Annotated in this window: 10 protein-coding genes; 9 read left to right on the top strand and 1 reads right to left on the bottom strand. The window is 59.1% G+C overall.

Annotation, left to right across the window (positions count from 1 at the left end):
* Positions 1 to 308 precede the first annotated feature (308 nt).
* The 5 genes from rplJ (at position 309) to ACR0AO_RS08835 (ending at position 11,052) form a co-directional block, all read left to right on the top strand.
* Positions 309 to 827, top strand: coding sequence for a 50S ribosomal protein L10 (gene rplJ, locus ACR0AO_RS08815; protein ID WP_480602601.1), 519 nt, complete (start codon positions 309 to 311; stop codon positions 825 to 827).
* Positions 828 to 906: 79 nt separating this feature from the next.
* Entirely contained in the window at positions 907 to 1,281 is a 375-nt protein-coding gene (gene rplL, locus ACR0AO_RS08820) for a 50S ribosomal protein L7/L12 (protein WP_170455057.1), read from the top strand.
* A 248-nt stretch (positions 1,282 to 1,529) separates the two neighbouring features.
* The gene (gene rpoB / locus ACR0AO_RS08825) at positions 1,530 to 5,666 is read left to right on the top strand and encodes a DNA-directed RNA polymerase subunit beta (protein WP_480602604.1); all 4,137 of its coding nucleotides are present in this window, start codon (positions 1,530 to 1,532) and stop codon (positions 5,664 to 5,666) included.
* Positions 5,667 to 5,718: 52 nt separating this feature from the next.
* On the top strand, positions 5,719 to 9,960 hold the full coding sequence (rpoC, locus tag ACR0AO_RS08830) for a DNA-directed RNA polymerase subunit beta' (protein WP_480602609.1): 4,242 nt from the start codon (positions 5,719 to 5,721) through the stop codon (positions 9,958 to 9,960).
* Between the two features lie 228 nt (positions 9,961 to 10,188).
* Complete coding sequence (locus ACR0AO_RS08835; protein WP_480602611.1) at positions 10,189 to 11,052, top strand: DMT family transporter; 864 nt, start codon at positions 10,189 to 10,191, stop codon at positions 11,050 to 11,052.
* Here ACR0AO_RS08835 and ACR0AO_RS08840 read toward each other — a convergent pair.
* Positions 11,042 to 11,848 carry a putative rhamnosyl transferase gene (locus ACR0AO_RS08840; protein ID WP_480602613.1) on the bottom strand — a complete coding sequence of 269 codons (807 nt, stop codon included), beginning with the start codon at positions 11,846 to 11,848 and terminating at the stop codon, positions 11,042 to 11,044. The genes ACR0AO_RS08835 and ACR0AO_RS08840 overlap by 11 nt on opposite strands.
* A gap of 403 nt (positions 11,849 to 12,251) precedes the next feature.
* Between ACR0AO_RS08840 and rpsL the strand changes: the two genes are divergently transcribed.
* From rpsL to ACR0AO_RS08860, 4 genes are all read left to right on the top strand, one after another.
* Entirely contained in the window at positions 12,252 to 12,623 is a 372-nt protein-coding gene (gene rpsL / locus ACR0AO_RS08845) for a 30S ribosomal protein S12 (RefSeq protein WP_005621086.1), read from the top strand.
* Between the two features lie 15 nt (positions 12,624 to 12,638).
* Positions 12,639 to 13,109 carry a 30S ribosomal protein S7 gene (gene rpsG, locus ACR0AO_RS08850; RefSeq protein WP_039529242.1) on the top strand — a complete coding sequence of 157 codons (471 nt, stop codon included), beginning with the start codon at positions 12,639 to 12,641 and terminating at the stop codon, positions 13,107 to 13,109.
* Between the two features lie 18 nt (positions 13,110 to 13,127).
* On the top strand, positions 13,128 to 15,245 hold the full coding sequence (gene fusA / locus ACR0AO_RS08855) for an elongation factor G (protein ID WP_480602616.1): 2,118 nt from the start codon (positions 13,128 to 13,130) through the stop codon (positions 15,243 to 15,245).
* An 89-nt stretch (positions 15,246 to 15,334) separates the two neighbouring features.
* The coding region (locus tag ACR0AO_RS08860; RefSeq protein ID WP_036223564.1) for a GTP-binding protein at positions 15,335 to 15,424 on the top strand (90 nt) is incomplete at its 3' end.

Raw genomic sequence — 15,424 nt, forward strand, 5'->3', positions numbered from 1 at the left:
TGCAGCGCCCGAATTCCGGCCGATTGACCAAATTTACCCCTTGGAAACCCCGCTTGTCTGGCCTAAATAGAGCTGCGGAATAAAGCGTGCGATTCGTCGTGCGCTTTATTTTGTTTCGTCCAAGACGGTGGGTGGGTCCATCCGGCCCCTTAATTCCCTGCCTGAGACGGGTAAGACCAAAGAATTCTGAGGGTCACGATCCTCGGGCGAATTTTGGCCCATCCCGTAACAACGGACCTGAACGCCGGGGTTTTGCCCTCGGCAAATATGAGCCGGGGTGATGTATCATCCCAAACTTGGAGAGAACTGTGGATAGAGCCCAGAAAGAGAAAGTGGTCGAGGAACTCGGCCAAATCTTCGAAAGCTCTGGCGTCGTAGTGGTTGCCCACTACGCCGGTCTGACAGTTGCCGAGATGCAGGACCTGCGTTCGCGTGCGCGCGAAGCCGGGGGTTCCGTGCGTGTTGCCAAAAACAGGCTCGCCAAAATCGCCCTTGAGGGTAAGCCGTGTGAAAGCATGGCCGACCTGCTGACGGGGATGACCGTTCTGACCTATTCCGAGGACCCCGTGGCAGCAGCCAAGGTGGCCGAGGACTTCGCCAAGGATAACAAGAAATTCGAAATCCTTGGCGGTGCAATGGGCGAGAACGCTCTGGACCGTGCCGGCGTCGAAGCCGTGTCGAAAATGCCGTCGCGCGAGGAGCTTATTGCTCAGATCGTGTCGTGCATTGGCGCACCCGCTTCGAACATCGCTGGCGCGATTGGCGCACCTGCAAGCAACATCGCAAGCATCCTTTCCACCATCGAAGAGAAGGCGGAAGCTGCGTAAGCGGTTGGCACTGAATGATCTGCGTAGGGTAAATACCCTGACGTTGGAACACACACTGTAAACGGAAAGAGCTGATACAATGGCTGATCTGAAAGCACTCGCAGAAAGCATCGTGGGTCTGACCCTGCTGGAAGCACAAGAACTGAAAACCATCCTCAAAGACGAATATGGCATTGAGCCCGCAGCCGGTGGCGCAGTCGTCATGGCAGCCGGTGGCGACGCCGGTGGCGCAGCCGAAGAAGAAAAAACCGAATTCGACGTCGTTCTGAAGAACGCCGGCGCTTCGAAAATCAACGTCATCAAAGAAGTTCGCGGCATCACCGGTCTGGGCCTGAAAGAAGCCAAGGAACTGGTCGAAGCCGGCGGCAAGATCAAAGAAGGCGTTTCGAAAGAAGAAGCCGAAGAAGTCAAAGGCAAGCTGGAAGCAGCTGGCGCCGAAGTCGAACTGGCCTAAGCCATTTGACAGGTGCATCGGTGATGCGCCGCAGAATTTGGCTGGGCCCGGAGAAATCCGGGTCCAGCCGAACCTGTCTTAGAAAGGGCCTCGTGAGGGGGCGTTTTCTAAGACGCGGTTCGCGGATCGGGAGGCCGCCTTCGGGACGGTGGCCATGAATTGATCCGGACGTGTCGTCTCGAATGTGCAAGGCGCCGGGGCCCGACGGTGTCTTTGCCCGCTGAGAACATCGAAAGGTGACATCTGACATGGCTCAAACGTTCCTTGGCCAGAAACGTCTTCGTAAATATTACGGCAAAATCCGCGAAGTGCTGGAGATGCCGAACCTCATTGAGGTGCAGAAATCTTCTTATGATCTTTTCCTGCGCTCCGGCGATGCAGAGCAGCCCGCTGACGGCGAAGGCATCAAAGGTGTGTTCCAATCGGTTTTCCCGATCAAGGATTTCAACGAAACCTCCGTCCTGGAATTCGTGAAATACGATCTGGAAAACCCCAAATATGACGTCGAAGAATGCATGCAGCGCGACATGACCTACAGCGCGCCGCTGAAGGTCACCTTGCGTCTGATCGTGTTTGATGTTGACGAAGACACCGGCGCCAAGTCGGTCAAGGACATCAAGGAACAGGACGTGTTCATGGGCGACATGCCCCTGATGACGCCGAACGGTACTTTCATCGTGAACGGCACCGAGCGTGTGATCGTGTCCCAGATGCACCGTTCGCCCGGTGTGTTCTTTGACCACGACAAGGGCAAGACTCATAGCTCGGGCAAGTTGCTGTTTGCCTGCCGCATCATCCCGTATCGCGGCAGCTGGCTGGACTTCGAATTCGACGCCAAAGACATCGTGTTCGCCCGTATCGACCGCCGCCGCAAACTGCCGGTGACCACGCTGCTTTATGCTCTGGGTCTGGACCAGGAAGGCATCATGGATGCCTATTACAACACCATCTCCTACAAGCTGGACAAGAAGAAAGGTTGGGTCACCCCGTTCTTCCCCGAACGCGTGCGCGGCACCCGTCCCACCTATGATCTGATCGACGCGGCCTCGGGCGAGGTCATTGCCGAAGCGGGCAAGAAGATCACCCCGCGCGCGGTCAAGAAACTGATTGAAGATGGCGTTGTCACCAACCTGCTGGTGCCCTTCGATCACATCGTTGGCAAGTTCGTCGCCAAGGATATCATCAACGAGGAAACCGGCGCGATCTATGTCGAGGCCGGGGACGAGCTGACGCTGGAATACGACAAGGATGGCGACCTGATCGGCGGCACCGCGAAAGAGCTGATCGACGCGGGCATTACCGACATTCCGGTTCTGGACATCGACAACGTCAATGTCGGCCCCTACATGCGCAACACGATGGCGCAGGACAAGAACATGAACCGCGAAACCGCGCTCATGGACATCTACCGCGTCATGCGCCCGGGCGAGCCGCCCACCGTCGAGGCCGCCTCGGCCCTGTTCGACACCCTGTTCTTCGACAGCGAGCGCTATGATCTGTCCGCCGTGGGCCGGGTCAAGATGAACATGCGTCTTGCACTCGACAAGCCCGATACCCAGCGCACACTGGATCGCGAGGATATTGTCGCCTGCATCAAGGCGCTGGTGGAACTGCGCGACGGCAAAGGCGACGTGGACGACATCGACCATTTGGGCAACCGTCGTGTGCGTTCGGTCGGCGAACTGATGGAAAATCAGTACCGCGTCGGCCTGCTGCGCATGGAGCGCGCGATCAAAGAGCGTATGTCGTCGGTCGAGATCGACACCGTCATGCCGCAGGACCTGATCAACGCGAAACCGGCAGCCGCTGCTGTTCGCGAATTCTTTGGCTCGTCGCAGCTGTCGCAGTTCATGGACCAGACCAACCCGCTGTCGGAAGTCACACACAAACGCCGCCTCTCGGCGCTTGGCCCGGGCGGCCTGACGCGTGAGCGCGCGGGTTTTGAGGTGCGCGACGTTCACCCGACCCACTATGGCCGGATGTGTCCGATTGAAACGCCGGAAGGTCCGAACATCGGTCTGATCAACTCGCTGGCCACCTTTGCCCGCGTGAACAAGTACGGCTTCATCGAAACCCCCTATCGCGTCGTCAGCGAAGGTCAGGTGACCGATGAAGTTCACTACATGTCCGCGACCGAGGAAATGCGCCACACCGTGGCGCAGGCCAACGCGACGCTGGATGCAGACGGCAAGTTCATCAACGAGATGGTCAACACCCGTCAGGCCGGCGACTATACGCTGGCACCGGTCGAAAGCGTTGATCTGATCGACGTGTCGCCGAAACAGCTGGTTTCGGTTGCCGCATCGCTGATCCCGTTCCTTGAAAATGACGACGCCAACCGCGCTCTGATGGGCTCGAACATGCAACGTCAGGCGGTTCCGCTGCTGCGGGCCGAGGCGCCGCTGATCGGCACCGGGATCGAGGAAAAGGTAGCGATCGACTCGGGCGCTGCGATCCAGGCGAAACGTGCCGGCATCATCGACCAGGTCGATGCCCAGCGTATCGTGATCCGCGCCACCGAGGATCTGGAACTGGGCGACGCTGGCGTTGACATTTACCGTCTGCGCAAGTTCCAGCGTTCGAACCAGAACACCTGCATCAACCAGCGTCCGCTGATCAAGGTGGGTGACACCGTCCAGAAGGGCGAGGTCATTGCCGACGGTCCGTCGACCGATATGGGTGAACTGGCCCTGGGCAAGAACGTGGTCGTCGCGTTCATGCCGTGGAACGGTTACAACTACGAAGACTCGATCCTGATCTCGGAACGTATCGCGCGTGACGACGTCTTTACCTCGGTCCATATCGAGGAATTCGAAGTCGCCGCCCGTGACACCAAGCTGGGTCCGGAAGAAATCACTCGTGACATCCCGAACGTCGGTGAAGAAGCGCTGCGCAACCTCGACGAGGCGGGCATCGTTTACATCGGTGCGGATGTTGAGCCGGGTGATATTCTGGTCGGCAAGATCACTCCGAAGGGCGAAAGCCCGATGACCCCGGAAGAAAAGCTGCTGCGCGCCATCTTTGGTGAAAAAGCATCTGACGTGCGCGACACCTCGCTGCGCGTGAAGCCGGGCGATTACGGTACGGTCGTTGAGGTTCGTGTCTTCAACCGTCACGGTGTCGAGAAAGACGAGCGTGCGCTGCAGATCGAGCGTGAGGAAGTCGAACGTCTGGCCCGTGACCGGGACGACGAGCTGGCGATCCTTGACCGCAACATCTATGCGCGTCTGCAGGGCCTGATCCTGGGTAAAACCGCTGTCAAAGGCCCGAAAGGCGTCAAGGCAGGGTCGGCGATCACCGAGGAGCTGCTGGAAACCCTGACCCGTGGTCAGTGGTGGCAGCTGGCGCTGGAAGACGAGAAGGATGCACAGATCGTTGAGGCTCTGAACGAGCAGTACGAAGTGCAAAAGCGTGCTCTGGACGCCCGTTTCGAGGACAAGGTCGAGAAAGTCCGCCGTGGCGACGACCTGCCGCCGGGTGTGATGAAGATGGTCAAAGTCTTCATCGCCGTGAAGCGCAAGCTGCAGCCAGGTGACAAGATGGCCGGTCGTCACGGGAACAAAGGTGTGATCTCCAAGGTTGTTCCGATGGAAGACATGCCGTTCCTGGCCGATGGTACACCGGTCGACTTCTGTCTGAACCCGCTGGGTGTGCCTTCGCGTATGAACGTTGGCCAGATCCTTGAAACCCACATGGGTTGGGCCGCACGCGGTCTGGGGCTGAACATCGACGACGCGCTGGGTGAATACCGCCGTTCCGGCGACCTGACCCCGGTACGCGAAGCAATGAAGCTGGCCTATGGCGAAGATGTCTACGAAGAAGGCATCACCGGCATGGACGAGGATACGCTGGTCGAAGCAGCGGGCAACGTGACCCGCGGTGTTCCGATCGCGACCCCGGTCTTTGACGGCGCCAAAGAGGCAGACGTCAACGACGCGCTGGTGCGTGCGGGCTTCTCGCAAAGCGGTCAGTCGATCCTGTTCGACGGTCGTACGGGTGAGCAATTCGCACGTCCGGTGACCGTGGGCATCAAGTACCTGCTGAAACTGCACCACCTTGTGGACGACAAGATCCACGCGCGTTCGACCGGGCCGTACAGCCTGGTTACCCAGCAGCCGCTGGGTGGTAAGGCGCAGTTTGGTGGTCAGCGCTTTGGTGAGATGGAAGTCTGGGCTCTGGAAGCTTACGGCGCCGCCTACACCCTGCAGGAGATGCTCACCGTGAAATCGGATGACGTCGCCGGCCGGACCAAGGTCTATGAGTCGATCGTCAAGGGCGAGGATAACTTTGAAGCGGGCGTACCGGAATCGTTCAACGTTCTGGTGAAAGAAGTCCGTGGCCTCGGCCTGAATATGGAACTCCTGGATGCGGAGGTTGAGGAGTAAGGGCTTCGGCCCTTCCTCCCGTCCCCCCTTCCGCAAAATTTGAGGTATCAAAATGAACCAGGAAATCACCAACAACCCGTTCAACCCGCTGACGCCGCCGAAGGTCTTTGACGAGATCAAGGTCTCGTTGGCCAGCCCGGAACGGATTCTGTCTTGGTCCTATGGCGAGATCAAGAAACCCGAAACCATCAACTACCGGACGTTCAAGCCCGAGCGTGACGGTCTGTTCTGTGCGCGTATCTTTGGCCCGATCAAAGACTACGAATGTCTGTGCGGCAAATATAAGCGGATGAAGTATCGCGGCGTTGTCTGCGAAAAATGCGGCGTGGAAGTCACCCTGCAGAAAGTCCGCCGCGAGCGTATGGGCCATATCGAACTGGCCGCGCCCGTCGCGCATATCTGGTTCCTGAAGTCGCTGCCGTCCCGCATCGGTCTGATGCTGGACATGACGCTGCGCGATCTGGAACGCGTTCTGTACTTTGAAAACTATGTCGTCATCGAGCCCGGCCTGACCGACCTGACCTACGGCCAGATGCTGACCGAGGAAGAGTTCATGGACGCGCAGGATGCCTATGGCATGGACGCGTTCACCGCGAATATCGGTGCCGAAGCGATCCGTGAGATGCTGGCCCAGATCGATCTGGAAGCCGAAGCCGAGCAGCTGCGCGCTGATCTGGCCGAAGCAACCGGCGAACTGAAGCCCAAGAAGATCATCAAGCGTCTGAAGGTTGTTGAATCCTTCCTCGAGTCGGGCAACCGGCCCGAATGGATGGTCATGACCGTGATCCCGGTCATTCCGCCGGAACTGCGTCCGCTGGTTCCGCTGGATGGTGGCCGTTTTGCGACTTCGGACCTGAACGATCTGTATCGCCGCGTCATCAACCGGAACAACCGCCTGAAGCGTCTGATCGAACTGCGCGCGCCTGACATCATCGTCCGCAACGAAAAGCGGATGCTGCAGGAATCCGTTGACGCTCTGTTCGACAACGGCCGTCGTGGCCGCGTGATCACCGGCGCCAACAAACGTCCGCTGAAATCGCTGTCGGACATGCTGAAAGGTAAGCAGGGCCGCTTCCGTCAGAACCTTCTGGGTAAGCGCGTCGACTTCTCGGGCCGTTCGGTCATCGTGACCGGTCCGGAGCTCAAGCTGCACCAGTGTGGTCTGCCCAAGAAGATGGCGCTGGAGCTGTTCAAGCCGTTCATCTACTCGCGCCTTGAAGCCAAAGGTCTGTCTTCGACCGTGAAACAGGCGAAGAAACTGGTCGAGAAAGAGCGCCCCGAAGTGTGGGATATCCTCGACGAGGTGATCCGCGAACACCCTGTCATGCTGAACCGTGCGCCGACGCTGCACCGTCTTGGCATTCAGGCGTTCGAGCCGGTTCTGATCGAAGGTAAAGCCATCCAGCTGCACCCGCTGGTCTGTTCGGCCTTTAACGCCGACTTTGACGGTGACCAGATGGCCGTTCACGTCCCGCTGAGCCTTGAGGCACAGCTGGAAGCCCGCGTTCTGATGATGTCGACGAACAACGTTCTGTCGCCCGCAAACGGCGCGCCGATCATCGTTCCGTCGCAGGATATGATCCTGGGTCTGTACTATGTGACCCTGGAACGCGAAGGCATGCCGGGAGAAGGCAAGGTCTTTGGCTCGATCGAAGAAGTTCAGCACGCGCTGGACGCGGGTGAGGTGCATCTGCACACCAAGATCACCGCGCGGATCGCGCAGATCGACGATGAGGGCAACGAAGTTCAGAAGCGCTATGAAACCACTCCCGGCCGTCTGCGTCTGGGTGCGTTGCTGCCTATGAACAACAAGGCGCCGTTCGAGCTGGTCAACCGCCTGCTGCGGAAGAAAGAAGTGCAGCAGGTGATCGACACCGTCTACCGCTACTGCGGTCAGAAAGAGTCGGTCATCTTCTGTGACCAGATCATGTCGATGGGTTTCAAGGAAGCGTTCAAGGCCGGTATCTCGTTCGGTAAGGACGACATGGTCATCCCGGACGACAAGTGGGGCATCGTCGATGACACCCGCGGTCAGGTGAAGGACTTTGAACAGCAGTACATGGACGGCCTGATCACTCAGGGCGAAAAGTACAACAAGGTTGTCGATGCCTGGTCCAAGTGTAACGACCGCGTCACCGAAGCGATGATGAGCACGATCTCGTCGTCGGATCGGGCGGAGGACGGATCCGAGCAGGAACCGAACTCGGTCTACATGATGGCCCATTCGGGTGCGCGTGGCTCGGTCACTCAGATGAAACAGCTGGGTGGTATGCGTGGCCTGATGGCCAAGCCGAACGGTGACATCATCGAGACGCCGATCATCTCGAACTTCAAGGAAGGTCTGACCGTTCTCGAGTACTTCAACTCGACCCACGGCGCTCGTAAGGGTCTGTCGGATACCGCTCTGAAGACGGCGAACTCGGGTTACCTGACCCGTCGTCTGGTGGACGTGGCACAGGACTGCATCGTTCGTGAGATCGATTGTGGCACCGAGCGCGCGATCACTGCCGAAGCTGCGGTCAACGACGGTGAAGTTGTTGCCTCGCTGGCCGAACGTGTGCTGGGCCGTGTATCTGCAGATGACGTTCTGCGTCCGGGAACGGATGAGGTTCTGGTCGCTGCGGGTCAGTTGATCGACGAACGTATGGCCGACACCATTGATGAGGCCGCCGTTGCGTCGATGCGCATCCGCTCGCCGCTGACCTGTGAGTCCGAGGAAGGCGTTTGTGCCACCTGCTACGGTCGTGACCTTGCACGCGGTACCATGGTGAACACGGGTGAGGCTGTCGGCATCATCGCCGCCCAGTCCATCGGTGAGCCCGGTACGCAGCTGACGATGCGGACATTCCACATCGGTGGTGTTGCGCAAGGTGGCCAGCAGTCGTTCCAGGAAGCCAGCCAGGATGGTGTCGTTGCGTTCGAGAACCCGCAGATTCTGGTCAATGCCGCAGGCGAAAGCCTGGTCATGGGCCGGAACATGAAGCTGGTGATCAACGACGAACACGGCGAAGAGCGGGCCAGCTTCAAGCTGGGTTACGGCTCCAAGCTGTTCGTCAAGGACGGCACCAAGGTCTCGCGCGGCGACAAGCTGTTCGAATGGGATCCCTACACCCTGCCGATCATTGCCGAGAAAGCCGGTACCGCGAAATATGTCGACCTTGTTTCGGGCCTTGCCGTCCGCGACGAGACCGACGATGCAACCGGTATGACCCAGAAAATCGTGATCGACTGGCGCGCCGCCCCGAAAGGCAGCGACCTGAAGCCCGAGATCATTCTGGTCGGCGAAGATGGTGAGCCGGTCCGCAACGACGCGGGCAACCCGGTTCACTATCCGATGTCGGTGGACGCGATCCTGTCGGTCGAAGATGGCCAGCAGATCGAAGCCGGCGAAGTCGTTGCGCGTATCCCACGTGAAGGCGCCAAGACCAAGGACATCACCGGTGGTCTGCCGCGTGTGGCCGAACTGTTCGAAGCGCGTCGTCCCAAGGATCACGCGATCATCGCCGAAGCCGATGGTTACGTGCGCTTTGGCCGCGACTACAAGAACAAGCGCCGCATCAGCATCGAACCGGCGGACGAGTCGATGGAAACGATCGAGTATATGGTGCCCAAGGGCAAACATATCCCGGTCGCGGAAGGCGACTTCATCCAGAAGGGTGAATACCTGATGGACGGTAACCCGGCCCCGCATGACATCCTGTCCATCATGGGTGTCGAAGCGTTGGCGGATTACATGATCGACGAGGTTCAGGACGTTTATCGTCTGCAGGGCGTGAAGATCAACGACAAGCACATCGAGGTGATCGTTCGCCAGATGCTGCAGAAGTGGGAGATCCTGGATTCTGGCGACACCACCCTGCTGAAGGGCGAACACGTCGACAAGCAGGAGTTTGACGCGGCCAACGAAAAGACCATCGCACGCGGTGGACGTCCGGCCCAGGGTCAACCGATCCTGCTGGGGATCACCAAAGCCTCGCTGCAGACGCGTTCGTTCATCTCGGCGGCATCCTTCCAGGAGACCACCCGCGTGCTGACCGAAGCCTCGGTTCAGGGCAAGAAGGACAAGCTGGTCGGCCTCAAGGAAAACGTCATCGTGGGCCGTCTGATCCCGGCAGGTACCGGCGGTGCCACCCAGCGCGTCCGCCACATTGCACAGACCCGCGATAACGTGGTGATCGAAGCCCGCCGGGAAGAGGCCGAAGCGGCCGCTGCCCTGGCTGCTCCGATCATGGATGACGATATCATCGGGGACGAGTTCGACACTCTGGTCGATACTCCGGAAAGCCGCGAATAAGCTTCGCCCGATCAAGACCGAAAGACCCCGCATGCCTGCGGGGTCTTTTTTTTGAGATTTGCCGACCCGGGATTTTCCTGTTCGGATGGGTGCGGTTCAGTTGGCTGATCAGAACGGGCGCAGGTGACGCATGGACAAACAGATTTTTGCCGGCACGAGCATGCCGAAGAATTGCAGTCGAACGTCGGCCTCCGGGCAGATCATTCCAGAACCATGGAGTGGCAGCAGATGGCACCAAATCTGACAGGTGCAACCCTGATGATGTGCAGCATGGCGGCGTTCACGGTCAACGACGCCATTGTCAAAGCCGTCGGGGCGGACCTGCCCCTGTTTCAACTTGTCACCATGCGGGGCGTTCTGGCCACCACAATGATCTATATTCTGGCGCGCCACCTTGGGGCGCTGCATCTGAATTTCCCCCTCAGTGACAAGATCATGATGCTGCTCCGCTGTCTCTGCGAGATCGGCGTCACATTCTTTTTCCTGAGTGCGCTTCTGCACATGCCGCTCGCCAATGTGACGGCGGTTTTACAGGCGCTGCCGTTGACGGTGACCCTGGGGGCGGCTCTCATTTTCAAGGAAACCGTCGGATGGCGGCGCGCGACCGCGATTGCCGTCGGATTTGCGGGCATGTTGCTGATCGTCCGGCCCGGCCCGGACGGATTCAACATCTACGCGCTCTATGCTTTGGCGGCGGTTGCCTTGATCACCGCCCGGGATCTTCTGACCCGGCGCATGTCCGCCGCCGTACCGTCGATGGTTGTGACCCTGGCAACCTCGATTTCCATAACCATCGTGGCGGCGTTTGCCTCGCTGACCACGGAGTGGGTGCCGGTATCGGCGGCCACGGGTGCCATGATTGTGTCGGCGGCGGTTCTCGTGTTGCTGGGGTATATGTTCAGCGTCATGGTGATGCGCGTGGGCGAGGTCGGTTTCGTCGCTCCGTTTCGGTATTCAGGCCTGCTCTGGGCGCTGCTTCTCGGCTGGCTGATGTTTGGCGACTGGCCCGACCCGACGACCCTGTTTGGCGGGGCACTTGTGGTGGGCGCGGGCCTGTTCACCCTGTTTCGGGAACGCGCGGTCAGGGGGTGAAAACCCGCGTTCGAACCTGATCGACATCTATTGCGAACCGGTTGGCGAATTCGCTCTTGTGCTCGCCGGTCAGGGGCGAGCCCCCGACCCTCCGCACCTGTGTCCGACTCGAGTCGTTATGGCCATTGTAGGACCGCACCCACATCGGCGTATCCGAAAAGCTCACGGCAGGCATGAACCGGGCGATCTTGTTATGGGCGAAATTCATGATCGTCAGCGGGCAACCACCGCGGACATACATCCCCAGCGCCACTCCGAGAAATGGCTTGATCTGCTCGGAAACGTGAATGCCGCTGCGGTGAAATTCAGTCAAATAGCCCCGGTTGAAATCGACCGCCACCGCCTTGTTGCGTCGCAGCAGCCCGCTGCAATCACTGGCGGCCTGCCGAAATCGCGCGACAAAATCCACCGCGACCGCGTCGTCGTCGTCGTGGCGGAACTGCAGACAGGGCTTATCCGGTGATCGCCGCGCGGCATTCAGGATTTCCTTCATCACCTCCCGATGTGGGCGCGGCGGCTGGGCGATGATTCTGATCTGAGGCATTCCGGCGGTCAGATCGTGCAGCCGGTCGCGATCCGGTTGCGGCAGGCTGTCTCCGATTACGATGAGGAATGTGAAATCCTGGTCGGTTTGCGCGCGCAAGCCCGGCAAGGCCACGGTTTCGAACAGGTGGAACCTCTGTTCCAGCCGGTCGCGGCGATACAGATAGCGCACCCTGTCCTCGACAGTGTCATGTTCGACCTGAAACCCCCCAAGCGCGGGGTAGGAAAAACGGCACAGGCCTAGAACTTGCATCAGTAGCTTCCAACGGCGACAATTTTCAGCGGACTATGCCCATCGCCGCTATCGTCTTCAACCGCTCAGCGCCAACCTGGTCCGTGGTTGAAAAGGGTGATATCAGCGCCGGGTGCCGCGTTACCCGGGTGGATCTGGGCCGGGCTGTTGACACTTTGCCCGACTCCCCCTATTACGCGCGTCATCTCGGTGCCGGGGGCCGCCCCAAAACCGATTCCAGTAATGAACTGGTCAAGACCCGGACAATTTTGCAGTTCGCGTCCTCTGATAACCAACCGCGACGTTCACCTCGGAATGGGAACGCTCGCGGGTTTTGCGCTTGTGGACGCATGAGTGCAGCGAATTTAGCCGCACGCAACGCGCGTGCATGTCATATGTGTTGCAAAACGGGGAAGAAACCGGAATGCCAACTATTCAACAGCTGATCCGCAAACCGCGGCAGCCCAAAGTAAAACGCTCGAAGTCCATGCACCTGGAGCAGTGCCCGCAGAAACGCGGCGTCTGCACCCGCGTGTACACCACCACGCCTAAAAAGCCGAACTCGGCTATGCGTAAGGTTGCCAAGGTGCGCCTGACCAACGGGTTCGAGGTCATCTCGTACATCCCCGGTGAAAGCCACAACCTGCAGGAACACTCGGTTGTTCTGATCCGTGGCGGCCGGGTAAAAGACCTTCCCGGTGTGCGTTACCACATCCTGCGCGGTGTTCTGGATACCCAGGGCGTCAAAGACCGTAAGCAACGCCGTTCGAAATACGGCGCGAAGCGTCCCAAGTAAGAAGGAGAGGCTGATATGTCACGTCGTCACGCCGCCGAAAAACGCGAAGTCCTGCCTGACGCCAAATTTGGCGACAAGGTTCTGACCAAATTCATGAACAACCTGATGATCGACGGCAAGAAGTCGGTCGCAGAGCGCATCGTCTACAACGCTTTTGACCGCGTCGAGAACAAGATCAAGCGCGCGCCGGTCGAAGTGTTCCACGAAGCGCTCGACAACATCAAACCGTCGGTCGAGGTCCGCTCGCGCCGAGTTGGTGGTGCAACCTATCAGGTTCCGGTCGAAGTGCGCCCCGAGCGCCGCGAAGCACTGGCCATCCGCTGGCTGATCACTGCCGCGCGCGGCCGTAACGAAAATACCATGGAAGAGCGCCTTGCCGGCGAACTGCTGGACGCCGTTCAGTCCCGCGGTACCGCCGTCAAGAAACGCGAAGACACCCACAAGATGGCCGAGGCGAACAAAGCCTTCAGCCATTATCGTTGGTAATCCGAGAGGCTTAGACCAATGGCACGCGAATATCCGCTCGAACTTTACCGCAACTTCGGTATCATGGCGCACATCGACGCAGGTAAGACCACCTGCTCGGAGCGTATCCTGTATTACACTGGTAAATCCCACAACATCGGTGAGGTGCACGATGGTGCAGCCACCATGGACTGGATGGAGCAGGAGCAGGAACGCGGCATCACCATCACTTCGGCTGCGACCACCACGTTCTGGGAGCGCACCGAGGACGGTCAGACCGCCGATACCCCCAAGCACCGCCTGAACATCATCGACACCCCCGGCCACGTTGACTTCACCATCGAAGTTGAACGTTCGCTGGCGGTTCTCGACGGTGCCGTCTGCGTTCTGGACGCAAACGCCGGTGTTGAACCCCAGACCGAAACCGTGTGGCGTCAGGCTGACCGCTACAAGGTTCCGCGTATGGTTTTCGTCAACAAGATGGACAAGATCGGCGCAGACTTCTTCAACTGCGTTCGCATGATCGAAGACCGCACCGGCGCACGTGCTGTTCCGGTTGGTATTCCGATCGGTGCCGAGTCCGAGCTGGAAGGTCTGATCGACCTGGTCACCATGGAAGAGTGGCTGTGGCAGGGCGAAGATCTGGGCGCAAGCTGGGTCAAGGCGCCGATCCGCGACAGCCTGAAAGACATGGCTGAAGAATGGCGCGGCAAGATGATCGAAGCGGCCGTCGAAGAAGACGACGACGCGATGATGATGTACCTGGAAGGTGAAGAACCCGACGTCGCAACCCTGCGCAAACTGCTGCGCAAGGGCACGCTGGCGCTGCACTTCGTTCCGGTTCTGGGTGGCTCGGCCTTCAAGAACAAGGGCGTTCAGCCGCTGCTCAACGCAGTAATCGACTATCTGCCCAGCCCGCTGGACGTTGTCGACTACATGGGCTTCAAACCCGGCGACGAGGAAGAAGTTCGTAACATCGCCCGTCGTGCGGACGACAACATGGCCTTCTCGGGCCTGGCGTTCAAAATCATGAACGACCCCTTCGTCGGCTCGCTGACCTTCACCCGGGTCTACTCGGGCACCATGAACAAAGGTGACTCGATCCTGAACTCGACCAAAGGTAAGAAAGAGCGCATCGGTCGTATGATGATGATGCACTCGAACAACCGGGAAGAGATCGAAGAAGCGTTTGCAGGCGACATCATCGCGCTGGCGGGTCTGAAAGACACCACCACGGGTGACACCCTGTGTGACGCGAAGGATCCGGTGGTTCTGGAAACCATGACCTTCCCCGATCCGGTGATCGAGATCGCGGTCGAGCCCAAAACCAAGGGCGACCAGGAGAAGATGTCGCAAGGCTTGGCCCGTCTGGCCGCCGAAGACCCGTCCTTCCGCGTGGAGACCGATATCGAATCCGGTCAGACCATCATGAAGGGCATGGGCGAACTTCACCTGGACATCCTGGTGGACCGTCTCAAGCGCGAGTTCAAGGTCGAAGCGAACATCGGTGCACCGCAGGTGGCTTACCGTGAGACCATCGGTCACGAGGTTGAGCATACCTACACCCACAAGAAACAGTCGGGTGGTTCGGGTCAGTTCGCCGAAGTGAAGTTGATCATCTCGCCGACAGAACCTGCCGAAGGCTATTCGTTCGAAAGCCGCATTGTTGGTGGTTCGGTGCCCAAGGAATACATTCCGGGCGTTGAAAAAGGCATCAATTCGGTCATGGACTCGGGCCCGCTGGCCGGTTTCCCGGTGATCGACTTCAAGGTTGCCCTGATCGACGGTAAGTTCCACGACGTGGACTCCAGCGTTCTGGCCTTTGAAATCGCCGCCCGGATGTGCATGCGCGAAGGTATGCGCAAAGCTGGCGCGAAACTGCTGGAACCGATCATGAAGGTCGAAGTGATCACCCCGGAAGAATACACCGGCGGTATCATCGGCGACCTGACATCGCGTCGTGGCCAGGTGTCTGGACAAGAGCCGCGCGGTAACGCCATCGCGATCGACGCGTTCGTGCCGCTGGCCAACATGTTCGGCTACATCAACACTCTGCGTTCGATGTCGTCGGGCCGTGCCCAGTTCACCATGCAGTTCGACCACTACGATCCGGTTCCGCAGAACATCTCGGACGAGATCCAGGCAAAATACGCATAAGACCGGGTGGCGGGGTTTACCCCGCCCTACCCATTCCACTGTAGGGTGGGGTTTGATCCCACCATCCGTAAGAAAAAAGGAGCTTTGCAATGGCAAAGGAAAAGTTTGAGCGTAATAAACCGCATGTCAACATCGGCACGATTGGCCACGTTGACCACGGCAAGACGACGCTGACCGCG

The organism is Ruegeria sp. AF8 (assembly GCF_056541825.1).

What these genes read in the sequence shown, in the direction of transcription:
- ACR0AO_RS08840 (WP_480602613.1), bottom strand. Translation starts at nt 11,848, where the DNA reads ATGCAAGTTCTAGGCCTGTGCCGTTTTTCCTACCCCGCGCTTGGGGGG.
- rplL (WP_170455057.1), top strand. Translation starts at nt 907, where the DNA reads ATGGCTGATCTGAAAGCACTCGCAGAAAGCATCGTGGGTCTGACCCTG.
- fusA (WP_480602616.1), top strand. Translation starts at nt 13,128, where the DNA reads ATGGCACGCGAATATCCGCTCGAACTTTACCGCAACTTCGGTATCATG.
- rpsG (WP_039529242.1), top strand. Translation starts at nt 12,639, where the DNA reads ATGTCACGTCGTCACGCCGCCGAAAAACGCGAAGTCCTGCCTGACGCC.
- rpoC (WP_480602609.1), top strand. Translation starts at nt 5,719, where the DNA reads ATGAACCAGGAAATCACCAACAACCCGTTCAACCCGCTGACGCCGCCG.
- rpoB (WP_480602604.1), top strand. Translation starts at nt 1,530, where the DNA reads ATGGCTCAAACGTTCCTTGGCCAGAAACGTCTTCGTAAATATTACGGC.
- ACR0AO_RS08835 (WP_480602611.1), top strand. Translation starts at nt 10,189, where the DNA reads ATGGCACCAAATCTGACAGGTGCAACCCTGATGATGTGCAGCATGGCG.
- rpsL (WP_005621086.1), top strand. Translation starts at nt 12,252, where the DNA reads ATGCCAACTATTCAACAGCTGATCCGCAAACCGCGGCAGCCCAAAGTA.